24 protein-coding genes are annotated in these 23,482 nt (G+C 72.7%); 14 read left to right on the top strand and 10 right to left on the bottom strand.

The genetic code is table 11. The annotated features are described in order from the left end of the window. Window positions 1-141: 141 nt before the first annotated feature. The gene (locus DEJ00_RS17425; protein ID WP_081827251.1) at window positions 142-1,554 is read left to right on the top strand and encodes a GAF domain-containing serine/threonine-protein kinase; all 1,413 of its coding nucleotides are present in this window, start codon (window positions 142-144) and stop codon (window positions 1,552-1,554) included. Between the two features lie 642 nt (window positions 1,555-2,196). Here DEJ00_RS17425 and DEJ00_RS17420 read toward each other — a convergent pair. Then, window positions 2,197-2,994: an SDR family NAD(P)-dependent oxidoreductase gene (locus tag DEJ00_RS17420; RefSeq protein ID WP_111058227.1), complete on the bottom strand. Its 798-nt coding sequence runs from the start codon at window positions 2,992-2,994 to the stop codon at window positions 2,197-2,199. 110 nt (window positions 2,995-3,104) lie between these two features. Between DEJ00_RS17420 and DEJ00_RS17415 the strand changes: the two genes are divergently transcribed. Continuing rightward, entirely contained in the window at window positions 3,105-4,010 is a 906-nt protein-coding gene (locus DEJ00_RS17415) for an AraC family transcriptional regulator (RefSeq protein ID WP_111058226.1), read from the top strand. A gap of 6 nt (window positions 4,011-4,016) precedes the next feature. On the opposite strand, the gene DEJ00_RS17410 is transcribed toward DEJ00_RS17415, so the two are convergent. The 4 genes from DEJ00_RS17410 to DEJ00_RS17395 all read right to left on the bottom strand — a co-directional run bounded on the left by DEJ00_RS17410 (window position 4,017) and on the right by DEJ00_RS17395 (window position 6,946). Then, complete coding sequence (locus DEJ00_RS17410) at window positions 4,017-4,502, bottom strand: tetratricopeptide repeat protein (protein ID WP_111058225.1); 486 nt, start codon at window positions 4,500-4,502, stop codon at window positions 4,017-4,019. Continuing rightward, the gene (locus DEJ00_RS17405) at window positions 4,499-5,308 is read right to left on the bottom strand and encodes a PmoA family protein (RefSeq protein WP_111058224.1); all 810 of its coding nucleotides are present in this window, start codon (window positions 5,306-5,308) and stop codon (window positions 4,499-4,501) included. The genes DEJ00_RS17410 and DEJ00_RS17405 overlap by 4 nt, the downstream gene beginning before the upstream one ends. A 10-nt stretch (window positions 5,309-5,318) precedes the next feature. Continuing rightward, the gene (locus DEJ00_RS17400) at window positions 5,319-6,008 is read right to left on the bottom strand and encodes a bifunctional 2-polyprenyl-6-hydroxyphenol methylase/3-demethylubiquinol 3-O-methyltransferase UbiG (RefSeq protein WP_111058223.1); all 690 of its coding nucleotides are present in this window, start codon (window positions 6,006-6,008) and stop codon (window positions 5,319-5,321) included. Window positions 6,009-6,196: 188 nt separating this feature from the next. Continuing rightward, window positions 6,197-6,946: a FadR/GntR family transcriptional regulator gene (locus DEJ00_RS17395; RefSeq protein WP_027465119.1), complete on the bottom strand. Its 750-nt coding sequence runs from the start codon at window positions 6,944-6,946 to the stop codon at window positions 6,197-6,199. A 332-nt stretch (window positions 6,947-7,278) separates the two neighbouring features. Between DEJ00_RS17395 and DEJ00_RS17390 the strand changes: the two genes are divergently transcribed. From DEJ00_RS17390 to DEJ00_RS17365, 6 genes are read left to right on the top strand one after another with little or no spacing between them, the layout of a single operon-like run. Next, entirely contained in the window at window positions 7,279-8,697 is a 1,419-nt protein-coding gene (locus tag DEJ00_RS17390) for an MFS transporter (RefSeq protein WP_111058222.1), read from the top strand. Beyond that, complete coding sequence (locus DEJ00_RS17385) at window positions 8,694-10,460, top strand: dihydroxyacetone kinase family protein (protein ID WP_111058221.1); 1,767 nt, start codon at window positions 8,694-8,696, stop codon at window positions 10,458-10,460. Before DEJ00_RS17390 ends, DEJ00_RS17385 begins: the two co-directional genes overlap by 4 nt. Window positions 10,461-10,485: 25 nt before the next feature. Then, on the top strand, window positions 10,486-10,971 hold the full coding sequence (locus tag DEJ00_RS17380; RefSeq protein WP_111058220.1) for a ribose-5-phosphate isomerase: 486 nt from the start codon (window positions 10,486-10,488) through the stop codon (window positions 10,969-10,971). Further along, on the top strand, window positions 10,971-11,792 hold the full coding sequence (locus DEJ00_RS17375; RefSeq protein WP_111058219.1) for a triose-phosphate isomerase family protein: 822 nt from the start codon (window positions 10,971-10,973) through the stop codon (window positions 11,790-11,792). The genes DEJ00_RS17380 and DEJ00_RS17375 overlap by 1 nt, the downstream gene beginning before the upstream one ends. After that, entirely contained in the window at window positions 11,789-12,634 is an 846-nt protein-coding gene (locus tag DEJ00_RS17370; protein WP_111058218.1) for a sugar phosphate isomerase/epimerase, read from the top strand. Before DEJ00_RS17375 ends, DEJ00_RS17370 begins: the two co-directional genes overlap by 4 nt. Next, window positions 12,631-13,548 carry a phosphogluconate dehydrogenase C-terminal domain-containing protein gene (locus DEJ00_RS17365; protein WP_051596643.1) on the top strand — a complete coding sequence of 306 codons (918 nt, stop codon included), beginning with the start codon at window positions 12,631-12,633 and terminating at the stop codon, window positions 13,546-13,548. Before DEJ00_RS17370 ends, DEJ00_RS17365 begins: the two co-directional genes overlap by 4 nt. A gap of 32 nt (window positions 13,549-13,580) precedes the next feature. Here DEJ00_RS17365 and DEJ00_RS17360 read toward each other — a convergent pair whose 3' ends face one another. Further along, window positions 13,581-14,228, bottom strand: a complete 648-nt coding sequence (locus DEJ00_RS17360) for a hypothetical protein (protein ID WP_181440228.1) — start codon at window positions 14,226-14,228, stop codon at window positions 13,581-13,583. Then, window positions 14,144-15,175, bottom strand: coding sequence for a hypothetical protein (locus DEJ00_RS18660; RefSeq protein ID WP_111058216.1), 1,032 nt, complete (start codon window positions 15,173-15,175; stop codon window positions 14,144-14,146). Before DEJ00_RS18660 ends, DEJ00_RS17360 begins: the two co-directional genes overlap by 85 nt. Window positions 15,176-15,255: 80 nt before the next feature. On the opposite strand from DEJ00_RS18660, the gene DEJ00_RS17350 reads away from it, so the two are divergent. Continuing rightward, window positions 15,256-16,017, top strand: a complete 762-nt coding sequence (locus DEJ00_RS17350; protein WP_111058215.1) for an SDR family NAD(P)-dependent oxidoreductase — start codon at window positions 15,256-15,258, stop codon at window positions 16,015-16,017. Between the two features lie 59 nt (window positions 16,018-16,076). Here DEJ00_RS17350 and DEJ00_RS17345 read toward each other — a convergent pair whose 3' ends face one another. Both DEJ00_RS17345 and DEJ00_RS17340 read right to left on the bottom strand, forming a co-directional pair. Continuing rightward, window positions 16,077-17,033, bottom strand: coding sequence for a DUF1648 domain-containing protein (locus DEJ00_RS17345; RefSeq protein ID WP_254066391.1), 957 nt, complete (start codon window positions 17,031-17,033; stop codon window positions 16,077-16,079). Then, window positions 17,030-17,380: a GntR family transcriptional regulator gene (locus DEJ00_RS17340; protein WP_027465110.1), complete on the bottom strand. Its 351-nt coding sequence runs from the start codon at window positions 17,378-17,380 to the stop codon at window positions 17,030-17,032. The genes DEJ00_RS17345 and DEJ00_RS17340 overlap by 4 nt, the downstream gene beginning before the upstream one ends. A 122-nt stretch (window positions 17,381-17,502) precedes the next feature. Between DEJ00_RS17340 and DEJ00_RS17335 the strand changes: the two genes are divergently transcribed. Further along, window positions 17,503-17,697, top strand: coding sequence for a hypothetical protein (locus DEJ00_RS17335; RefSeq protein ID WP_071246336.1), 195 nt, complete (start codon window positions 17,503-17,505; stop codon window positions 17,695-17,697). Window positions 17,698-17,782: 85 nt separating this feature from the next. Next, a complete protein-coding gene (locus DEJ00_RS17330; RefSeq protein ID WP_146248006.1) occupies window positions 17,783-18,304 on the top strand; it encodes a hypothetical protein in 522 nt (173 codons plus the stop codon). A 9-nt stretch (window positions 18,305-18,313) separates the two neighbouring features. Here DEJ00_RS17330 and DEJ00_RS17325 read toward each other — a convergent pair whose 3' ends face one another. Continuing rightward, a complete protein-coding gene (locus DEJ00_RS17325) occupies window positions 18,314-19,771 on the bottom strand; it encodes a PLP-dependent aminotransferase family protein (protein WP_111058212.1) in 1,458 nt (485 codons plus the stop codon). Window positions 19,772-19,792: 21 nt separating this feature from the next. Here DEJ00_RS17325 and DEJ00_RS17320 point away from each other — a divergent pair, with 21 nt between their 5' ends. The 3 genes from DEJ00_RS17320 to rlmN all read left to right on the top strand — a co-directional run bounded on the left by DEJ00_RS17320 (window position 19,793) and on the right by rlmN (window position 23,004). Further along, entirely contained in the window at window positions 19,793-20,542 is a 750-nt protein-coding gene (locus DEJ00_RS17320) for a pyridoxamine 5'-phosphate oxidase family protein (RefSeq protein ID WP_111058211.1), read from the top strand. Between the two features lie 182 nt (window positions 20,543-20,724). After that, window positions 20,725-21,678 carry a C40 family peptidase gene (locus DEJ00_RS17315; protein WP_051596640.1) on the top strand — a complete coding sequence of 318 codons (954 nt, stop codon included), beginning with the start codon at window positions 20,725-20,727 and terminating at the stop codon, window positions 21,676-21,678. A 93-nt stretch (window positions 21,679-21,771) separates the two neighbouring features. Continuing rightward, a complete protein-coding gene (gene rlmN, locus DEJ00_RS17310) occupies window positions 21,772-23,004 on the top strand; it encodes a 23S rRNA (adenine(2503)-C(2))-methyltransferase RlmN (protein WP_027465106.1) in 1,233 nt (410 codons plus the stop codon). Window positions 23,005-23,482 lie beyond the last annotated feature (478 nt).

Genomic DNA, 23,482 nt, shown 5'->3' with positions numbered 1-23,482 from the left:
GGTCTGCACGTGTTCGACCCGCGAACACCGGTGTCTTGCAAGCCGCACGGCGCGTTCAGCCGCGAAACGTCGCCCGTCAACGAGATACCCGTCGGGATGCGAAGATGCATCGTTGGTGCCGGAGCCGAGAACGAGGGTTGGATGATCCCGACGGAAGAACACGACGCGAGCGCGCCGCTGCTCGACGGTCGGTACCGCGTGGAGCAAGCGATCGGCCAGGGCGGCATGTCCGTCGTCTACCGGGGTGTGGACGAGAGCCTGCACCGCCCGGTCGCGATCAAGCTCTTCCACGCAGGCATCGTCGACATCGCCCGGCAGGAGGCCGAACTCGGCGTGCTGGCGTCCCTCGAGCACCACAACCTCGTCAGCCTGCTCGACGCCGGTGTCGTCACCGGGCAGGACGGCACGCAGCAGCGCTACATCGTGATGTCGCTCGTCGTCGGGCAGGACCTCGAGGAGCGCCTGGCCGTCGGCCCGCTCGCCTCGCGGCACATCGCCGAGATCGGCTACGACATGGCCGAGGCCCTCGACTACATCCACGCCCACGGCGTCGTGCACCGCGACATCAAGCCGTCGAACATCCTGCTCGTCGACTACGGCAACGGCTCCGACCGGGCCCGCGCGCGCCTGACCGACTTCGGCATCGCGCTCGCCGCCGGCGTCGAACGCCTGACCGCCGACGGCGTGACCACCGGCACCGCCGCGTACCTCAGCCCCGAGCAGGCGCGCGGCGGCGAGGTCGGCCCGCCGAGCGACGTCTACTCGCTCGGCCTCGTGCTGCTGCAGTGCTTCACCCGCCGTCGCGAGTTCCCGGGCTCGCTCGTCGAGTCCGCCGTCGCCCGGCTGTCCCGCGACCCCGTGGTCCCCGAGCCCCTGCCCGAGCACTGGAAGCACCTGCTCCGTGCCATGACTGCGCAGGACCCCGCGGCCCGCCCGCTCGGCGCCGAGCTGGTCACGATGCTCCGCGACGTCGTGATCGCGGAGACCGCCACGAGCGACCACGTGGTCGAGCCGACCGACGAGACGGCTCCGGTACCGATGCGCCCCGAGACCGACCGCCCGGCGACCCTCGACACCCTGCCCGACGAGTCGCTGCAGCGCACCACGGCGATGGCGGCCCGGCTCTTCGACGCTCCGATCGCCCTGGTCGAGGTCCTCGACGAGGACCGCGAGTGGTCCCAGTCGTACATCGCCGAGGGCGTCGACGAGGCAGCCCGCAGCATCAGCTTCCGCAACGGCTTCGCCCCGGTTCCCGTCCCCGTCGTGATCCCGGACGGCTCCGCGCACCCCGAAATGCGGAACAGCCCCCTGGTCACCGGCCCGCTCGGCATCCGCTTCTACGTCAGCGTCCCGCTCGTGAAGCACGACGGCGCACCGATCGGCACCCTCGCCGTGCTCGACACCCGCCCGCGGCAGGCCACCGAGGACGACCTCGCGAACCTCCGCGACCTTGCGGCGCTCGCCGTCTCGCAGCTCGAGATCCGCCAGGAGTCCCTGCGCACGACCAGCGACTCGCTGCCGGTCCCACGGGTGGTCGGCGACCACACCGCCTGACGGGAGGCCCGGTGCCAGCCCGCACCGCGCCTCCCGACCGCGTGGTGGTCGCGCCCCCCGCCGCGCCCACGCCGTCCGCCGAGCGGTCACGATTCTTCGCCTGGCGCGCTCCCGCGCGACGGTCCGTGACCGCTCGACCACCTGCCAGCGGTGCGTCGTGACCACTCGCGGATCCGATGCCCGGCTGACCGACTCCCGCCGAGCGGGCGGAATGCCGGGGTGTCTCCGTGTGCCGACCCGGGTGTTCCGCCCGTTCGTGGTGGTGCGGGTTCGCGCGTCGGTTGGTGCTGCCGAGCGGGCGGAATGCCGGGGTGTCTCCGTGTGCCGACCCGGGTGTTCCGCCCGTTCGTGGTGGTGCGGGTTCGCGCGTCGGTTGGTGCTGCCGAGCGGGCGGAATGCCGGGGTGCCTCCGTGTGCTGACCCGGGTGTTCCGCCCGTTCGTGGTGGTGGGGGTTCGTGCGCGTCGGTTGGCGCTGCCGAGCGGGCGAAATGCCGGGGTGCGTCCGTGTGCTGACCCGGGTGTTCCGCCCGTTCGTGGTGGTGGGGGTTCGTGCGCGGTGGGGCGGCGCTGCCGAGCGGGCGAAAGGTCGGGGTGTGTCCGTGTGTCGACCCGGGTGTTCCGCCCGTTCGTGCGGGGCGCGCTCAGCCGAGGCGGGTCGCGGCCAGGCCGCCGTCCACGTCGATCGTGGCGCCGTGCACGAAGGTCGCCTCGTCGGAGGCCACCCAGCGCACGGCGAAGGCGACGTCGACGGGGCGGACGGGTGCTCCGGCGGGGGTGCCCGCCGTCATCTGCGCGAGGACGTCGTGCGAGTCCGCGTTGCCCGGTGTCGCGGTGGCCCCGGGCGACACGGTCGACACCCGGACACCGTGCGGTCCGAACTCGGCTGCCCAGGCGCGGGTCAGCTGCTCGACCGCGGCCTTCGTCGCCGGGTAGAGCGCCGTGAACGGGACACCGACGCGGGACATCCACGAGCCGACGTTCACGACGACGCCCGAGCCGCGTTCGACCATCGCAGGGGCCAGCGCTCCGACCAGCACGTGCGGCGCGCGGACGTTCGTGGCCCAGAGGGCTTCGGCGTCGTCGTCGGCGAGCAGTGCGGTGGGGCCGACCGGGTAGACGCCGGCGTTGTTGACGAGCACGTCGACCCGGCCGCCGAGGGCCTCGGTGGCGCGGGCGGCGAGGTCACGGACCGCGTCGGGGTGGGTGTTCAGGTCGCCGATCACGGCCACGGCGGTGCCTCCGGACGCGGTGATGGTGTCCACCACGGCCTGCGTGCGCTCCGGGTCGCGGCCGGCGACCGCGACGGTGGCGCCGGAGGCGGCGAGGACACGGGCGACGGCTTCACCGATGCCGCTCGAGGCGCCGGTCACCAGCGCGGCGCGGCCGGCCAGTCGGTCGTCGGTGGTCAGGGAGTCGAGGAGTGCTTCGTTGGTCTGCATGCTCCGATGCTCGGTCCGACGGACCCGGCGGTGATTGCCCAGGACTCCGGAGTGCTTGCCGGATCCCGCGCGGGCACCACTCGCGTCGGATGCCTCGACAGAATGGGCACATGGACGACGTCACCTCGGACCGGCTGGACCGTGCGCTGCGGAGCGTCCTCGCCCACCTCGACGACACGGAACGCGCCGGACGGCTCGGCCTCCGCCTGGCCCGGGTCGACCGTCCGACCGACCTCGGGTACCAGCGCTACACGCCGTCGGTGTCGGTGGTGCTCGCCGGACGGAAGCGCTCGATAGTGGGGGACGACGACCAGCTCTGGGGTCGGGAACGCTTCATCATCACGCCCGTCGACCTGCCCGTGATCGCCGGGGTGGTCGAGGTCGAACCACCCGCGGGGTTCGTCGCGGTCGTCTGGCAGCTCGACCCCGCGGTGGTGGCCGAGGTCGCGACGGCGATGTCCCGCCCGCACCAGGACGAGGCGCCGCCGGCACGGCTCGGCAGCTGGACCCCGGCCCTGGCGGATGCGTTCGCCCGACTCGTCGGACTGCTCGATGCTCCGGAGGACATGGCCGTCCTCGCCCCGCTCGTCACCCGCGAGGTGGTGCTCCGCCTGCTGCAGACGGACCAGGCATCGCGCATCCTTGCCGCGATCGGCAACCGGGACGGCGACGTCGTCGCCGCGGCCACCGCCCTGCTCACAGAACGGCTGGCGGACCCGTGGTCGGTGGCGGTCCTGGCTGCGGCGGTCCGGACGAGCGAGTCGACACTGTTCGCACGCTTCCGGCAGGTCACCGGCATGAGCCCCGTGCAGTACCTGCGGCGGCTGCGTCTGGGGGAGGCCCGGCGGCGGATGATCGTGCTCGGTGACACCGCCGCCCAGGCTGCGGCGGCGGTGGGGTACCGGAGCGCCTCGCACTTCTCGCGTGACTACCGCGCGCTGCACGGCCGGCCACCGGCTGCCGACGCCGGTCGGACCCGTGCACTGCTCGCACGGGGTGAGATCGCGATCGCTTGACGCGAGTCAGTGCTCGGTGAGGGCCGCAGCGTAGGCTCGGACGGACCGGTGGTACCGGGGGAGTGTCGGCTCGACGGCCTCGATCGCGACGCGCAGCGCCTCGGCGGAGCGTCCCGCGCTGTGCAGGGCGAGCGCGAGGAACACCCGCGGTGCCGCCCCGGTGGCCGGGTGCTCCGGCGCGTCGCGGAGCATCGCGATGGCCGCGTCGATCCGGCCGAGGTTCCGCAGGGTCGAGGCGTGCTGGACGACCATCCTGGCTGCGCGGTCCGGGTCGACGGAGTCCAGGCCGGCTGCGGTCGCGGCGGCGTACTGCACGTCGGCATCGGCCTCGTGTCCGCCTGAGTCGAAGGCACCCCCGAGCTCGAACGCGCCGAGCGCTGCGTGCGGAGCGTCGGCGGCGAGGTCGCGCATCCGCTCGATCCGCTGCTGGTCGTCGATCGTCTCGTCGTCCCACAGCGCGGCGACGCGTGACTCCCAGTCCCCGGTGCTCATCCAGCGAGCGTAGCGCCGTCGGTGATCGTCGCGCGGAACGAGCGGACCAGCGGTTCGCCGGGCTGCACGACGGCGGGGGTGTCCCACGCCAGGGCCGAGCCGATCGCGGGGTACTCCTCGGCGCGGACGAACCAGGGGTCGTCGTGGTCGAGGGCCTCGATCCGGATCGTCGCCGGACCGCCGTCGAACACCGCCGACCAGGTGATCCAGGGTGTGATCGAGCCGTGCACGGCGGTCTCGCCCTCGGCGTCGGCGGTCCGGACGGCGACCCCCGTGCACTCGGGGAACCGCCAGAAGAAGCCGCCGTAGCCGGCTCCGGCTCGGCCGTTGCTGCCCGGGCCCCCGAGGTGCACCGGGGTGTCACCCGGGGTGCGGAACGTCGACGACCAGTACAGCTCCCACCCGCTGGCGACCGCACGCCAGCGGAGGGTGCGGTCCTCGCGCAGGACCACGGCGCGGTCCGGACCCCGCCAGACGAGCGCTTCGGTGGACATCGTGTCGTGCTGCTCGGCGTGCACCACCTCGACCGAGCCGTGGTCGTCGCGCCAGGCGTAGCCGAGCCCCGCGACGTAGGTCCGGCCGCCCCAGCAGTTCACGCCGTCGACGTCGGGGATCGCGACGCCGACGCCGCAGTGCCAGTCGTGGTCGCCGGGGTGGTGCGCGCTGACGACGGTGCCGCCGAGGGTCCGGACCGGGTGCAGGTACGGGCGAGGGGACGACGTGGCGATCGTGCCGGCGCCGCTGTGTTCGACGGCGACCTCGACGCCGTCCACGACGAGTGCGCGGATGCCGTCGTCGGTGCTCACACCACCGACGCTACCCGCGCGTCAGCCGGGCGAGCACGACGCTGTCGAGCGCCTCGTGCGGGTCACCCTCCGGTGTCGTCGCGGTGCGCGGCCGGACCTCGGCGACCAGGACGTCCCACCGGTCGTCGAGCTGCAGGGCGGCGAGGTCGTCGGCCGGCGCGGGGAACCGGTACTCCCGCAGCTCGGGCGGCAGGTCGTCGTGCGGGGGAGCGGCGTGCGCGGTGGCGAGCAGGTGCCCACCGACGTCGACGAAGCCGGCGGCCCGACGCAGGATGTCGGCTCGGGGGATCTCCACCGGCCACGACTGCAGGAACGACGCGGTCACCAGGTCGAACCGCGCGGCGGTGTCCCACCGGCCGAGGTCAGCGGCGACGAACGCCGTCCGGTCCTGCACCCCGGCGGCGACGGCAGCCCGCGAACCACGCTGGAGCGCCGTCACGGACAGGTCGATGCCCGTCACGTCCCAGCCCTGCTCGGCGAGCCACACCACGTCGCCGCCCTCGCCGCAGCCGAGGTCGAGCGCCCGCCCCACCGGCAGCCCCCACGTCACCGAGGCGAGCACGGCGTTCACCCGGCCGGACCAGATGCCGTCGCGCTCGGCGTAGCGGGCCTCCCACCACTCCCGGGCGGACGGTGTGGCGGTGGCGGCAGTGGCGGCGGTGGCAGGTCCGGCGGCGGAGCCGTCGTGGTGGGTCTGCATGCAGCTACTCCAGTGCACGTGCCGGGCCGAACCCAAGCGGTGTTGCCGACCCGGCAACACCGCACCGTGCGAGGCGGGCGCGACCCGGGCCTCCCGTCCGCCCCGATCGTGAGCAGAAGGTGTCGGGTCGGCTCGACGGACCCGACCATTCCTGCTCACGAAGCGAGCGAGCGACCGCGAGCGCCCCCCTACTCGTCGGCGGGCAGCGGCTCGGCGTGCTCGATGCGTGCGCTCGCCGTGGCCATGTGCGCGTCCATCGCGCGCTGCACGGCGGACACGTCGCGGACGCGCAAGGCCTCGAAGACGGCGCGGTGCTCGTGGAACGCGGCCTCGGTCGCCTGCCGGGTCTGCACGCGCCGCGCGACCCAGACGCTCAGCATCGAGCGCAGGCTCTGCAGCAGGTCGGCGAGCACGTCGTTGCCGGACGCCCGCGCCAGCAGGACGTGGAACCGGACGTCGGCGTCGATGAAGGCCTGCGGGTCGTCGAGCGTCGCCTCCTGCCGGACCAGGTACTCGCCGAGCTCGGTGATCTGCTCATCGGTGGCGCGCTGCGCGGCGAGGATCGCGGCCGTGCGCTCCAGCGAGGACCGGATCTCGAGCAGCTCGCGGGTGCGGTTCGACGCGAGCATGAGGCCCCACGACAGGGTCGTCGGGAGCAGGTCCGAGGTGCCTCCGCGCAGGTAGGTACCCGAGCCTGGGCGGATCTGCACGATGCCCAGGATCTCGAGGGCGGCGAGGGCCTCACGGACGGCCGAGCGTCCGACGCCGAGCCGCTCGGACAGGATCCGCTCCGAGGGCAGCCGTGAGCCGGGGGCCAGTTCGCCGGCGGTGAGCAGCGAGACGAGCTGTCGGGCGACCACCGAGGCGGGGGACCCGACGGGCACGGACTCGAGTTCGAGTCGGATGTTGAGGGGGTCGTCCGGGCTGAACGCGGGCATGCAGTGAGCGTACCGGTCGGTCAACCGGTTGCGTGGGGAGCGGCGCTGAGGCGGCCGACATTGCGCAAGAAGCAGCGCGGAACGCGCGGAATGGTCAACCGGTTGACAAGTTGACCGACCGCGACGCACACTGGATCAGGCGCACCGATGCGCCCGCTCTCGATCCGCGCAGCAGCACGGAGCGTCCCGGCGAAGCCGACCGGAACATCCCGGCCCGGCCGCCAGGAGCGTCCCGGCGCAGCCGCCAGGACCGTCCCAGCCCAGCCGCCAGGACCGTCCCGGCGCAGCCGCCAGGACGGGAGTCGTACCACCCCCACCGAGCAGGAGTCATCGTGGACATCCCCGCCACGCGAGGCATCCCCACCTCGGTCGTCGAGAAGACGGCCATCCGCAAGATCGCGATCCGCATCGTGCCGTTCGTGGCACTGATGTTCTTCATCAACTTCCTCGACCGCACCGCGATCTCCTTCGCCGCCCCCAACGGCATGGAGGCCGACCTCGGCCTGACCGCCGCCCAGTTCGGCTTCGCGTCCGGTGTGTTCTTCATCGGTTACCTCGTGCTCGAGGTGCCGTCCAACCTGGCGCTGCACAAGTTCGGCGCCCGGATCTGGCTCGCCCGCATCATGATCACGTGGGGCATCGTGTCCCTGCTCTTCACGTGGGTGCAGAACTACCCGCAGCTCGTCGGCCTGCGCTTCCTGCTCGGCATCGCCGAGGCCGGCTTCTTCCCCGGCGCGATCCTGTTCCTGTCGACCTGGGTCCCGGCCCGTCACCGCGGCAAGATGCTCGCGCTGTTCTACCTGGCGCAGCCGCTCACGAGCGTCATCGGTTCCCCGCTCGCCGGCTGGCTGATGACCCACGAGGGGATCCTCGGCGGCCTGGCCGGATGGCGCTTCATGTTCCTCTGCGTCTCGATCCCGGCGATCATCGTCGGCGTCCTGTGCCTCTTCGTCCTCAAGGACAAGCCGTCGCAGGCGAAGTGGCTCGACGAGGACGAGAAGGTCTGGCTGGAGACGACGCTCGCTGCCGAGAGTGCCGCGAAGGGCGGCGGGGACGGTCACGGCAAGGGCGGCCTGCGTGCGGCCTTCGGCTCCGGCCGTGTCTGGATGCTCGCCGCGGTGTACTTCGGCTTCATCTACGGCCTCTACGCGCTCAGCTTCTTCCTGCCGACGATCATCGACGGCTTCCAGGAGCAGTTCGGCACCACGTTCGACCTGTTCCAGAAGGGCCTCATCACGGCCATCCCGTACGTGCCCGCCGCGGTGGTCCTGTACTTCTGGTCGCGTGACGCCTTCCGTCGTGGCGTCCGGGTCTGGCACATCGCCGTCCCGGCCCTGGTCGGTGGCCTGAGCATCCCGGTCGCGCTCTACATGAACAGCCCGGCCGCCACCGTCGCGGTCATCGCGATCACCGCGTGTGCGATCTTCGCGGCCCTGCCGAACTTCTGGACGGTCCCGACGCAGTTCCTGACCGGTGCCGCCGCAGCCGCGGGGGTCGCCCTCATCAACACCGTCGGCAACCTCGGTGGGTTCGCCGCTCCGTACATCACGGGTGCGGTGAGCGAGTGGACCGGCGGGTACCAGGTGCCGATGTTCATCGTCGGGTTCTTCATGGTGCTGTCGAGCGTGCTGATGTTCGTGCTCGGCCGGAACACGAAGCGCAACGAAGCGGCCGCCGCGGAGTCCGCAGCCGACACCGCGGTCGCCGCCACGGACGGACCGACCGCCATCGCGAAGGAGGCCGGCGCATGACCCGCCTGTTCAACGACCCCGCGGACTTCGCCGACGAGATGGTGGACGGCTTCGTCGCCGCCAACCGCGCCCGGGTGCGCAAGGTGCACGGCGGGGTCGCCCGCTCCACCACCAGCCCCGAGGGCACCGTCGCGCTCGTCGTCGGCGGTGGCTCCGGCCACTACCCGGCCTTCGGTGGCCTCGTCGGGTACGGCCTGGCGGCCGGTGCCGCGATGGGCAACCTGTTCGCCAGCCCGAGTGCCCAGCAGGTCACCGCGGTCGCGAGGGCGTCCGAGCACGGCGGCGGCGTGCTGCTGAGCTACGGCAACTACGCCGGCGACGTCCTCAACTTCGACGCGGCGGCACGGGCACTCGAAGCGCAGGGCATCGACGTCCGCACGGTCCGCGTGACCGACGACGTCGCGTCCGCGCCCGCCGACCAGGCACACAAGCGCCGCGGCATCGCGGGGGACCTCTGCGTGTTCAAGGTGGCCGGCGCGGCCGCGGAACGCGGCGACGACCTCGACGCGGTCACCGCGATCGCGACCAGGGCCAACGCCCGCACCCGCAGCTTCGGGGTCGCGTTCTCGGGGTGCTCCCTGCCCGGCGCCGACGAGCCGCTCTTCACCGTCCCCGAGGGGCGCATGGCCATCGGCATGGGCATCCACGGCGAACGCGGCATCGCCGAGGCCGACGTCCCCACCGCGGACGGCCTGGCCGACCTGCTCGTCGACAAGCTCCTCACCGAGCGACCCGACGGCACCGGCACCGGCACCACAACACACGGCACCGCACCAGACACCGCAACAGCACCCGCCGGCCCCCGCGTCGTCCCGATCCTCAACGGCCTCGGCTCGGTGAAGTACGAGGAACTCTTCGTCGTCTTCGGCGCCGTCCAGCGGAAGCTCACCGACGCCGGCATCGTCGTCGTCGAGCCCGAGGTCGGCGAACTCGTCACGAGCTTCGACATGGCGGGCGTCTCGCTCACCCTGTTCTGGCTCGACGACGAACTCGAGCAGCTCTGGGCCGCCCCCGCCGACGCCCCGGCGTACCGCAAGGGCGGCGCCGTCCCGCAGCAGCCCGTGCCGGTCGAGGTGCTCGAAGCCGGCGTGGTCGTGCCCGTGACGCCCGGCACCGAGGAGTCCCAGTCCTCGGCTGCCCGCGTCGCGAGCGCGATCACCGCGATCCGCGCCACCATCGACGACCACGCCGACGAGCTCGGCCGCATCGACGCCGTCGCCGGTGACGGCGACCACGGCATCGGCATGCAGCGCGGCTCCACCGCCGCCGACCGTGCGGCACAGGACGCCGCCGCCCGTGGCGCCGGCGCCGGTTCGGTCCTCGCGATCGCCGGCGACGCGTGGTCCGACAAGGCCGGTGGGACGTCCGGTGCGATCTGGGGTGCCGCCCTGGAGGCCCTGGGTCGCGTCCTCGGGGACGAGTCCCGTCCGACACCCGCCACCGTCCAGAGCGCGGTGCACGCCGCCGCCGAAGCCGTCCTGGCCTTCGGAGCCGTCCCCGGCGACAAGACGATGGTCGACGCGCTCGTGCCGTTCGACCAGGTCTTCTCCGCCCGGGTCGCCGCCGGCGACGAACTCGTCGACGCCTGGTCGGCCGCCTCGGCCGCAGCACAGACCGCGGCGGACGCCACGGCCGACCTGTTGCCCCGGATGGGCCGCGCCCGCACCCACGGCGAGGACGCCGTCGGCACCCCGGACGCCGGCGCGATCTCGTTCGCGCTCATCACCGCCGCTGTCCTGACGACCATCGCCGTCCCCGCCTGACCCCCACCACGAAAGGCACACCCGCATGAGTGAGCAGCAGTTCCGCATCGTCGTCGGTTCGGACGACGCCGGCTTCGACTACAAGGAGGTCATCAAGGCCGACCTGGCGAAGGACCCCCGCGTGGCCTCCGTCGTCGATGTGGGCGTGGACGCCGACGGCCACACGGCCTACCCGCACGTCGCCGTCGACGCCGCCCGTCTGGTGGCGAACGGCGAGGCCGACCGCGCGATCCTGATCTGCGGCACCGGCCTCGGCGTCGCGATCGCGGCGAACAAGGTCCCCGGTATCCGCGCCGTGACCGCGCACGACTCGTTCTCGGTGGAGCGCTCGATCCTGTCGAACGACGCCCAGGTGCTCTGCATGGGCCAGCGCGTCGTCGGGGTCGAGGTCGCGCGCCGGATGGCGAAGGAGTGGCTCGGCTACACCTTCGACCGGACGAGCGCGAGCGCCGAGAAGGTCAACGCGATCTGTGCCTACGACGGCTCCGCCCCGGTCGGGGCCGACGCCTGATGCCCGCGACCACGGCGGCCGCCCCGGTGACGATCGGGGTGTCGCTCAAGATGTACTTCAGCCATGCCCGGACGCTCGCGTGGGCGGCCGCCGTGGCCGACATCGCCCGGAGCCACCCGGCGGTGCGGTCCGGCGCGGTCGAGCTCTTCGTGGTGCCGACGTTCCCGTCGCTCGTCCCCGTCCGAGCGATCCTGACCGGGTCAGGCGCTCCGGTGCTGCTCGGTGCCCAGGACCTCGCCTGGGCCGACGAGGGTGCCTTCACCGGCGAGGTCTCCGGCGCCGAACTCCGTGACATCGGGGTCGACCTCGTCGAGATCGCACACGCCGAGCGCCGCTCCCTGTTCCACGAGACGGACGACGAGATCGCCGGCAAGGTGCACGCGGCGTACCGCAACCACCTGCGGCCCCTGGTCTGCATCGGCGAGACCGAGCGCGCTGCCGACGGCGACCCCGCGGCCGCGATCGCCGAGGTCACCGCGCAGCTCGACCGGTTCCTGGCGACCGCGACCGCCGACGGCCTCGCCGGACCGCTCATCGCCGCGTACGAGCCGGTGTGGGCGATCGGTGCCCCGCAGCCCGCGCCCGACGAGCACATCGTCGCGGTCCTGGCCGGCATCGAGCAGCACCTGGCGACCCGGCCGGAGCTCGCCGGCTCCGTCGCGATCTACGGCGGCAGTGCCGGTCCGGGCCTGCTGACCCGGGGTGCCGGACGCATCGGCGGCCTGTTCCTCGGCCGCTTCGCCCACGACCCCGAGGCGATCCGCACGATCCTCGACGAAGCCGAGGCGCTGGCCGCGACGCAGGACGGAGCACCGGCATGACCTCCCTGCTCGGCCTCTCCACCTACGCCTACTTCTGGCGCATGTCCGACTGCGTCCCGTCGCCGATGTCCCTCGACGACGCCCTGCGCGACGCCGCGTCGCACGACGGCGTCGACCTGTTCCAGATCTGCGACCACCTGCCGCTCGACACCGCGACCGACGAGCGCCTGGCCTCGATCCGGTCCCTGGCCGCCGACCTCGGTCTCACGCTCGAGGTCGGCACCCGAGGCACCCGGCCGGAGCACCTCGCCCGGTACCTGCACGTCGCGCAGCAGCTCGGCGCAACGCTCGTGCGCAGCATGTGGACGAGCGGCGACGACCAGCCGGACGCGGCCGAAACCGAACGACGCCTGCGGCAGGCGCTCCCCGCCTACGAGCGTGCGGGCGTGACCCTCGCGCTGGAGACCTACGAGGTCGTCGCCACCGCCGACCTCGTCGCGGTCGTCCGGGCGATCGGCTCCGACCGCCTCGGCGTCTGCCTCGACCCGGCGAACACCGTGGCACGGCTCGAACACCCGGGGGACGTCGTGGCGATGACCGCCCCGCACGTCGTCAACTGGCATGTCAAGGACTCCGCCTTCACCCGCTCACCGGGCTGGGTCGGTTTCCAGTACACCGGCGTCCGCACGGGCACCGGGATCCTCGACTACACCGCCGTCCGAGCCGCAGTCGAGCCCGACCGCCGTGGGATCAACCGCGTCATCGAGTTCTGGCTGCCGTGGCAGGACGAGCACGCGGGCGCCGAACCGCTGCCGGGGGAGACCCCCGCACAGACCACCACCCGCATCGAAGCGGCGTGGACCGAACACACCATCGAGTACATCAGGAGCAAGGAATCATGACCGACACCGTCACCACCCCCCACACCGTCGCTGCCGGATCCGGCACGGCCGACGTCACCGTCGCCGTGATCGGTGCCGGCGGCAAGATGGGCACCCGCGTCTCGAACAACTTCGCGAAGAGCGAGTACACCACCCTCTACAGCGAGGCCTCGCCCGCCGGCCAGGAGCGCATCCAGGCCCTCGGCCGCGAGATCACCGACAGCCTCGACGCCGCGAAGGCCGCCGACGTCGTCATCCTCGCCGTCCCGGACGTCCTGCTCGGCACCATCTCCGAGCAGCTCGTCCCCGTCATGAAGTCAGGCGCCAGCATCCTGACGCTCGACCCGGCCGCCGCCTACGCGGGTCTCCTCGCCAAGCGCGAGGACATCCACTACGCCGTGGCGCACCCGTGCCACCCGTCGGTGTTCCTCGAGCGCACCACCAAGGCCGAGTGGGACGACACCTTCGGTGGCATCGCCGCCCCGCAGGAGGTCATCGCGGCCTTCGACGCCTCGGAGTCGCTCGGCGACGAGGGCGACCGCGCCAAGGCCGTCGCCGAGGCCGTCATCACCACGATGTACGCCCCGGTCATCCAGGTGCACTGGGTCACGGTGAAGCAGCTGGCCGTGCTCGAGCCGACCCTGGTCGAGACGATCGCCTGCATGATCGGCGACTTCCTCAACGACGCCCTCGAAGAAACGGTCACCGGTGTCGGCGTGCCCCGTGAGGCCGCCCGCGCCATGCTCTACGGCCACACGTGGATCGCGCTGACCAATGGCCTGCGCGGCTCGAACCCGTTCTCCGACGCCTGCCACATCGCGATGGGCTACGGCCGCGAGAAGCTCATCAAGGAGGACTGGAAGCAGGTCTTCGACGACAGCGAGCTCGACTCGGTCATCGCGAAGATGCTCAAGATCGACGCCGTCCGGCGCTGAGCCGGACCACCACCGACCACCGCGCCGACCCGTCAGCGCGCCCGGACCGGAACGCCCCGCCGACCCCCTTCCGGCGGGGCGTTCCCCGTGCCGTCGGCGGACACGAACCCCCGCGGCCCCCACGCCTCGGCCAGCGTGATCGAGACCACTCCCGGCACGGTCAGCGCCCGCACCGCGTCGGCGAACCACCGCGCGGCGGCCGACGTGTGCTGCGCCGGGTCCGTCGCGTCCGGAACGGTCTCCGGGCCGTAGCCGTGCTCCACGGTCGCGTCCGTCACCACCCGGGTCGGCGCCGTCGCCACCGCGTTCCACCGTGGCCGCAGCGTCACCGGTCCGACGTGCAGCGCCCTGCCGGCGGCCAGCCTGGAGGCGCTGCTCACCACCCAGCGCTGCATCCGGATCGACTCGGTCACCTGTTCGGGCGACCGGTCGTGCATCTGCGGCGTCACGCTGCAGGTCAGGGGGCCGTCCCAACCCGAGAACACCGCGATCGAGCGGTTCAGCTCGGTGAAGTGGGCCCGGGTACCGGCGACGACCTCCAGCGCGCCGACCGCTGCCGCCGCTTCGCGCAGTGCCCGCTGCAGCGCCGGCGTCGTCACGTGCGACACCGGGTCGAACGCCCCGACGCGCGCCACCGGCCCGCCCTCGAGCACCGCGTCGATCGCCGCGCGCAGCAGCACCGGGTCGTCGGTGACGAACCGGACGTCCAGGGGAGCGCCACCCGCGTCCCGCCGGGCCGAGGCGAGCACCGCCTCGACGTTCGGGGCGCCGAGGGTCGGCTCGACCAGGATCGGGAACCCGCGGAGCAGGTCGGCGTCGTCCGGGCGCGCAGCGACCGGTGCCGAACCCGCGAGCAGCTGGAGCGTCGGCGGCGGCGTGACCACGGCACCGGGAGCGGGCCCGTCGAGTGCCGCCAGGTCCGGGCGGGGGAGGCCGCGCCTGGCGACCGGGTGCCCGGACCACCTGCTGGACCGCCCGCCGTCGCACGCAGGGTGAGCCCCTGCCGGACCGTCGTCCCCGGCGTGATCGCGACCGGGAACGGCTCGGCGAGGGGCGTCGAGTACGTCTTGAACGAGGCGTCGGTCCAGTTCCGCTGGTCCTCGGTCTCGAACACGTCGCCGGTCAGGTCGAGCGACAGCGCGACCGGACCCGCAGCCCAGTCGAGCCCGGCGACGTCGACGGCCGGCTGGTGCGGCGCGATCCAGAACGGGAACGCCGTCGCGGTAACGCCACCGGACGGGTGCCGCACCGTCAGCAGCTGCCCGGCCAGGGTCGGCGGGTGCAGGACGACGAGCCCGATGCGGTTGCGGCGGAAGGCCCGTGTGACCGTCCCGACCGCGGCGACCCGAAGGGTGTCGTCGTCGACCGTGACCTCGAGGACGGTGCGGACGACCTCGACGCCGTCGTACCGTTCGCTGGTCTCGATGCGGATGCGCTCATCGTCACCGTCCACCGTGCGTGTCAGCACGGTGTCGTCGGCGGTGCGCCAGTCGTGGTCGCGGACGACGAACCGGATGGCGCGCAGGACGAGCGTGCCCCGGAACGTGACGTCGGCGAGTTCGGCTCCGCGCAGGGCCAGACGCCAGGGCCCGACGGACACGATCTCGTCGTTCGACGTCGCAGTCATGGTGCATGCCTAGCACCGGTCAACCGGTTGGGCAATGATGGGTGTGACGGAGCAGCGCTGCTCCGAGGACGGAGTCCCACATGACCGCACGACTCGACGGCCGGACCGCACTCGTCACGGGAGCGGGGTCCGGCATCGGCCGCGCGATCGCCGACCGGTTCGTGGCCGAAGGGGCGACCGTCGTCTACGCCGACCGCGACGCCGATGCGGCCGCCGGTGCCGCCGCCGCAGCCGGCCCGACCGCGATCGGCCTCACGATGGACATCGCCGACGAGGCGAGCGTGGCCGCGGGGTTCGCCGGACTGGCCGACCGTGGTGCGAGCCCCGACGTGGTGGTCGCGAACGCCGGTGTGCAGCTGTTCGGTCACGACGCGAAGGTCGCCGACCTGTCGCTGGAGACCTGGGACCGCACGGTCGCGGTCAACCTCACCGGCACGTTCCTGACGATCAAGCACGCCGTCCGGGTGATGCTCGCGAGCGGCACCGGCGGGTCGGTCATCGCCACGGGGTCGCCGACCGGCCTGAACGGCGAGGGCGCCGACTTCGCGGCGTACTCCTCGACCAAGGGCGGCATCCACGCACTCGTCCGGGCGACCGCGATGGCCTACGCGCGGGACGGCATCCGGGTGAACACGGTCGTGCCGGGCTACACCGAGACCGGCCTCGTGTCGGCGATCTCCGGTGACCCCGAGGCCCGAGCCGCGATCGTCGCCCGCACGCCCCTCGGCCGCCCCGGCACCCCCGACGACGTCACCGGCATCATGGTCTACCTGGCCAGTGCGGAGTCGTCCTACGCCACCGGAGCGGAGTTCCGCGTCGACGGCGGCATGACGAGCCTCTGACCCGTCTCACGCCCGCCGCCGAACCCGCCGCACCGCCCTGGAGGCCCGGTGCGGCCCCGTCAGGCCGTCTCGCGCCCGGCGAGCAGCGCGCCCAGGGCTGCGGCACCGCCCGCAGCGTCGGGCACGGTCACCATCCGCGCCTGCCCGCCGCGGAGCCGCGCGACCAGCCCCGGCCCGGACCGCACGACGTAGGCGACGCCGCGGCCCGAGATCCGGTAGCCCCAGCCGCCCCACTGGCCCGGGGTCACCTGCTCCCACCCGCACGACTCGATGCGCTCCAGCGGGACGCGCATGAGGGGGATCCTCGTCCAGGTGGACGTGAGCCGCATGCCGCGACGGTCGACGGTGAGTTCCACCCGCGCCAGCACCAGCACGGCGATCCCCGCGATCACCATCGCCAGTCCGGAGACGACCGCCGTCGTCACCCCGGCCGATGCCGTCCAGACGGCGGTGCCGACGCCGAGGACCACGACGACCGCCCCGATCACCGCGAACCACCGGCTGCCGACGCGTGCGCGCCAGGCGACGCGGGTGTCGGGCCCGACCACCAGGGGAGCGACCTCGTGGGCCGGCACGGGTGCAGCGACCCGGAACAGTGCGAGCACGGGGACGGCGGCGACCACCACGGCGACGAGCAGGAACGGGACCGTCCACCAGGGGGACAGGGTGCCGTCGCCGGCCGTGTTCGTCCACGCGAGCACGACCCAGGCCGAGCCGAGGGTCCCGGCCAGCAGGTTCGCGACGAGCAGGACCGTGGCTGCTGTCCGCCTGTCGCGCCAGCGCAGCGCGGAGAACGCGAGGACGACGGCCACCAGTGCCACCGCCAGGGTGACCCAGAAAGCCGTCCACGGTGACCCCCAACCGTCCGCGGTGCCGTCCGTCCGGAAGTGGATCGCGATCCGCGCGGGCATGGTGGACGCCGCGAGGACCGCGGTGAGCACCAGTCCCACCGCGACCAGGAGCCCTGGTGCCGTCACGGCCAGCCGTGTGCCCGTGGTCATCGGTCGAGTCGTCATCGTGCCCCCTTGATCATCGTGAACAGGTCGTCGAGCGAGACACCCAGGGTGTCCGCCTGGTCGCGCAGCTCGTCGACGAGCGTGCGCAACCGGTCGAACGAGGCGTTGCCCGATCGCAGGACCGTCGCGCCGCGGCCGCGCCGCAACTCGATCAGTCCGTCCTCCTGCAGCAGCGCGTAGGCGCGCAGGACGGTGTGCATGTTGACGTCGACCGAGGCGGCGAGGTCCCGCGCAGCGGGCAGCCGTTCGCCGTTCCGCAGCTCGCCGCGGGCGATCGCGTGCCGGATCTGGGTGGCGACCTGTTCCGCCAGGGTCGCTCGCGCCTGCGGGTCGACGGTGATCAACATGTTCGCATTCTATGCGAACAATCCGGCATCGCACCAGGGCTGCTCCACCCGTTCGGACCCTGTTTGGCCGCGGAACGCAGCACGTGGTTCGTCGGCTCCCGGCACGCGTACCGTCCGTCGCGATGACCGAATCACCCACCACCACTGCCCCGTCGAACTACGAGTCCGCCGACGGTGTGGACCCCCTGCACGTCACCACCTACCGACAGGTCCGCAAGGCCGCCCGCCGCGGACACGCACTGCCCGGCGACGCCGGTGAGCCGTCCCTGGCCGACCTGGTGAACGCCCGGAAGAACGGCACCGCCGAGTCCCGCTGACGCAAGCTCACGATCCGGTCTCGACGAGGTCTCGATCAGGACACGACGACGCGAGCAGCACGAGGGTGCTGTCACGATGACGTCCATGGTCTCCTTCCGGTCCGCACTGCCCCTGGTCGTCGTGAGCGCGGTCCTCGTGTCCGGCTCGCTCGCCGGCTGCTCGGCCGACGCCGACGCCGACGCAGCGGCGCGGCCGACGTCGACCCCGACGCGGACCTCGGAGACCTCGGACGCCCAGCCAGCGGGCGGCGCGACGGACCCGATGGAGGAAGACCGGAGTGCTGCGGCGATCTGCGGCCAGATCACTGCGCTGACGACGATCTCGCTGAACGCGACGGTCGGGCGAAGCCAGGGCGATCTCTCCGAGGCGCAGTACCAGGCACTGATCGCGGCGGAACGCTTCGGCTACGAGCACCTGTCGAGCACCGACGAGGAGCTCGACGACGCGATCGACTACGCGCACGAGTACCTCGACGCGCACCCCGCACCGAAGTCCGGGCCGGCGCTCGAGATGACTCCCGAATGGGAACTCGTCGGGCGGACCCTGATCACCGCGTGCCGGGGTGCCGGGTCGAACGTCGTGGGCACCGCCCAGTACGGCGGCTGACGACCCGGATCAGGGTCCCGTGACCGCCGTCACGAGCGCGTCGAGCGCGCGGTCGAGCTCCGGCATCGTCACGGCGCCGTAGCCGAACACGATGCCCGGCGGCGTGCTGCCCGGCGCGAGCCCGTACTCCTCGAGCGTCGCGACGAGCACCCCGGCGTCCGCCAGCCGACGCGCGATCCGCGCCCCCGTGGTCGGACCCGACCACGTGACCACCGCGTGCAGTCCGCCGTTCAGGGCACGGGCCTCCAGGCCGGCGACGTCGCCGAGCCGAGCCGCGATCCGGGCCCGGCGGTGCGTGTAGTCGCGACGCACCCGACCCAGGTGCCGCCGCAGCCCACCCGTCCGCAGCAGGTGCACGAGCGCGGCCTGCACCGGTTCGGCGACGACCGCGCCACGAGCCCGACGAGCGGCGAGCACCGCCTCCGTCACCGGGGAACCCGTCGCCGCGACCGTCGGCAGCACGACGTACGCGCAGCGCAGCCGGGGGTCGAGCGTCTTCGAGAAGCCGCCGACGTGCAGCACCACGCCCTCGGCGTCGAGTGCGGCCAGCGCGGGCACGGGAGCGCCGCGGTGCCGGAACTCGGAGTCGTAGTCGTCCTCCACCACCACGGTGCCGGTGGTGGCGGCCCAGGTGAGCAGCCGCCGGCGCCGGGCGACGGGCATCACCGACCCGAGCGGGTACTGGTGCGTCGGGCTGACCAGGACGGCGTCGACCGGTCCGGCGGCCTCGAGCGCGTCGAGGTCGAGGCCGTCCTCGCCGACCGGGACGCCCACCAGGGATCCACCAGCGCTCGTGATCGCACGGTGTCCGGTGCGGTAGCCGGGGTCCTCGACGGCGACGACGGGAGCGCGACCCAGCAGCCCCCGAAGCGCCTCGGTGACGAGCGACAGCGCCTCCGAGGTCCCCGCGGTCACGAGCACCCGGTCGACCGTCGCCGTGAACCCGCGGGTCAGGCCGAGCTGGGCGACGACCTGTGCCCGCAGGTCGGGGGAGCCGAGCGGGTCCGCGATCGCGTTCCGGAGCGGGGCCGAGGCCGCTGCGCGCCAGGCTGCCCGCCAGTCCCGTTGCGGGATGGCGGTGACGGCGGGGATGCCCGGACGGCAGTCGATGAGCGGAGCGGACGGCGGAGCGGCCGCGACGCCGACCGCGCCGGAGCCGGGACCGGCGGTGTCCGTGCCGACGGCCGACGGCGCACTCGTCGTCCGACCGTGCAGGTCCGCCGCGACCCGCGCGAGGGCACCGTGCCGCGTCCGCAGGTACCCCTCGCCGTCGAGCTGCTCGTACGCCGCGACGACGGTGCCCCGGGCCACCCCGAGCTCCGCTGCCAGCACCCGCGTCGACGGCAGCGGATCGCCTTCGCGCAGGGTGCCGTCGTGCACCATCCCGCGCACCCGTGCCACCACACCGGACACCTTGCTCGACTGGTCCATCGTGATCGCCCCGATCTGGTCCAGACACCGGACCACTGGTGACCCTAGCGTGACGACATGCCCACCTCGAGCCCCGAACCGGAACCGCCCACCGACGGCCCTTCGCTCCGCGTCCGCCGCCTGCGCGACCGCCAGACCGACGACCCCGCCGTCCTGCACGCGATCCTCGCCGAGGCCCACGTCGCCCACGTCGGCATCGTCCGCGGTGGCCAGCCCGTCGTCCTGCCGTTCCTCTGCGCCGTCGGGGACCTCGGCGACGGCCCCGTCCTGCTGCTGCACGGCTCGACCGGTGGTGGGCTGTTCCTCGACGCCGGGGCCGAGGGCGTCCCGGTCGCCGCCACCATCACGCACCTGGACGGTCTCGTCTTCGCACGCTCCACCAACGACAGCTCGGCGAACTACCGCAGCGCGATGGTCGCCGGCCGCGCCACCGTGGTGCCGACCGACCTGCGCACCGAAGCCCTCTGGCAGGTGGCCGACCACCTCATGCCGGGCCGCCGAGCCGAGGTGCGCGAGATGACCGCGAAGGAGGTCCGCGCCACCCAGGTCCTCCAGCTGCCCCTCGACCGCGCGAGCGTCAAGGTCCGAGCCCACGGTGTCGGCGAGGACCCGAAGGACGGTGAGGACCACACCGTCTGGGCGGGCGTGCTGCCACTCGCGGTCCGCGCCGGGGTCCCGATCCCGGGGGACATCTCGGGGGACAGCCCGGTGGACGCCTCGGTCGTCGCGCTGTCGGCTCGCCTCGACCGCCTGGCGGCCGACCGGGAGGCCCGGATCGCCGCCGTCATGCGGGTCACGCCGGTCTGAACCCGGGTCCACCGCCGCGGGCCGGCTCCGGAACGCCCGTGCGCGCCGTCGGAGTGGCCTGCGAGCGGTGCTCGTTCCTGTGACCAGCTGCAGGAACACTCCGGCGCTGCCCAGCCGCAGGCACCGTCGTGACCAATACGTTACTTTCCGGACCGCCGAGTGGTCCCGACCCGGAAGGACCCATGGGACGCCACACCCTGCCTGCAGCAGCCGACGACCGTCAGCCCGCGCGAACGCACACGCACCCCGCGGTCGACCCCGCGCCGCTGACGCCGGACACGCAGCAGTCCCGTCCCCGTGGTCGCCGCTCGGCCCTCGGCCCCGCGGCCGCCCGCTCCACCTTCGTCGAGCACCCGAAGCCGGCCCGGACCGTGCGGATGCAGCCGCGTCCCGCCCCCGTCGCGTCGTCGGCGGGCAGTGCGGTGCTGAGCCGGACCGCCACCCTGCGTGCCGAGCGCGCCGTCGACCCGCGGCACATCCGCCGTTCCGCCAACGCGAAGCGCGCGGCCATCCTGCTCGCCCCCGCGATCGCGGTGACCTCGAGCCTGACGCTCGCCCTGCCCGCGAACGCCGACACGCTGCCCGCGGACACCCGCTCCGGCACGACCACGGCGCAGGACGCCCAGACCTTCACGGTGGCGCACGACGTCCAGGTCCCCGTGGTCTCCACCGACGGCATGACCACCACGACGACGATCGTGTCCTACCCGACGCTCGACCTCCGCTTCGGGGTGACGACCGCGCAGGCACAGTCCGCGTTGTCCGCCGCACTCTCGGCCGGGGGCGACCGGGCCACGATCGTGCAGACCGCCCTGCAGTACATGGGGGACCCGTACGTCGAGGGCGGCGCGAGCCACGAGGGCATCGACTGCTCCGGGCTCACGATGGTCGCCTACCAGGCGGTGGGGATCCAGCTCGTGCACTACGTGCCGACGCAGGACGCCGTCGCCACCACGATCCCCGAGTCCGAGGCACTGCCGGGCGACCTCGTCGTGTACGACGACGAGGACCACGTCGGCCTGTACCTCGGCCAGGGGCTGGTCCTGCAGGCACCGCACCCGGGCGAGGTCGTCGACATCGTCCCGATGTACTCGGCGGCGCACCACTTCGCGCGCGTCCTGCCCGCCGGCAGCTGACCCGACCAGCCGTGGTGCGGCCGTGGTGGTGACCAGCAGGACCACCCGGACGGGGCGTCCCCACCGATCACGGGCCTCCCGTATCCTGGAGTGATGGCTTCCGACACCCGCACCCCGTTCGAACAGCAGCAGTCTGCTCGTCCGCAGGTGCGCCCGCGCACCGAGGGCTGGAAGCAGGCCACCGACACCGACGGTCGCCCGCTGCTGCAGTTCGCGTCCCCGAAGCGTGGCAAGCCGCCCGTGCACCTGGCCGACCTGACGGCCGAGGAACGCGAGGCCCGCGTGAAGGAACTCGGCCTGCCCGGGTTCCGCGCCAAGCAGCTCGCGACCCACTACTTCCAGCACTACACGTCCGACCCGGCCAAGATGACCGACCTGCCCGCCGCCCAGCGGGAGCAGCTCGTCGCCGGGATGCTGCCGCCGCTCCTCACCGAGACCCGGCGGCTGGCGACGGACAACGGCGACACGATCAAGTTCCTCTGGAAGCTGCACGACGGCGCCCTGGTCGAGTCGGTCCTCATGCGCTACCCGGGCCGCATCACCCTGTGCGTCTCGTCCCAGGCCGGGTGCGGCATGAACTGCCCGTTCTGCGCCACCGGCCAGGCGGGGCTGACCCGCAACATGTCCACCGCCGAGATCATCGAGCAGATCGTCCGGGCCAACGCCGCGATCGCCGCCGGTGAGCTCGGGGGCGATCCGCGCAAGGGCGGCCACGACCGCGTCGATGCCGAGCGTGTGACGAACATCGTGTTCATGGGCATGGGGGAGCCGCTCGCGAACTACAAGCGGGTGATGGACGCTGTGCGGTTGATGGTCGCACCGCAGCCGAACGGTCTCGGCATGAGTGCCCGCGGCATCACGGTGTCGACCGTCGGCCTGGTGCCGGCGATGATCAAGCTCGCGGACGAAGGGATCCCGCTCACCTTCGCGCTGTCCCTGCACGCACCCGACGACGAGCTCCGCGACGAGCTCATCCCGGTGAACTCGCGCTGGAAGGCCGACGAGGCGATCGACGCCGCCCACAACTACTACGTGAAGACGGGCCGTCGTGTCTCGATCGAGTACGCGCTCATCAAGGACATGAACGACCACGCCTGGCGAGCCGACCTGCTCGCCGAGAAGCTCAACAAGCGCGGCAAGGGCTGGGTGCACGTCAACCCGATCCCGCTCAACCCGACGCCGGGCTCCGTGTGGACCTCGTCCGAGGTGCACGTGCAGGACGAGTTCGTCCGCCGACTCAACGCCGCCGGCATCCCGACGACCCTGCGCGACACCCGCGGCAAGGAGATCGACGGGGCGTGCGGGCAGTTGGCAGCGGCCGAGTAGGTCGGTCCGGTTCGTTCGGGAGGCACGGTGCGGGTTCGCACCGTGCCTTCCGTCGTTCCCGGGGTCGCGCTCACCCCGTCGATCCCCGGAAACCCGGGGGACACGTGCCGTTCACCCGACTGCGACACGCCCGGGAGGGACGACGGTTGGCAGGGCCCCCGGGGCGTGTGTAAAGTAATCACTCGTTGCCGCTGAGGCGGAGAACGGAACGGCCGAGACGGTCACAGGGTGCAAGCCCTGGATGCGCAGTCCGGACGGGGTCCCGCTCAGGCAACATCCCCCCGAAGAAGTCGAAGTGATTCGACGTGTCTGACGGTGGAACAAGACGAATGCCTCTCTGGCTGAACCTTTTGTGGGTCGAGCGGGGAGTGCGTCTGGTCCTTGAGAACTCAACAGCGTGCACATTGTCAATGCCAATTTATTGATTGACCTCGTGCCTGGTCGGCTTGCTGACTGGGTCATGAAGCAATTCCTTTTG

Origin of the sequence: Curtobacterium sp. MCLR17_039, from assembly GCF_003234745.1 — a bacterium.
Lineage (GTDB): Bacteria > Actinomycetota > Actinomycetes > Actinomycetales > Microbacteriaceae > Curtobacterium > Curtobacterium flaccumfaciens.
The sequence above is the reverse complement of the archived record's forward strand: the minus strand, read 5'-3'. Positions and strand labels throughout refer to the sequence as shown.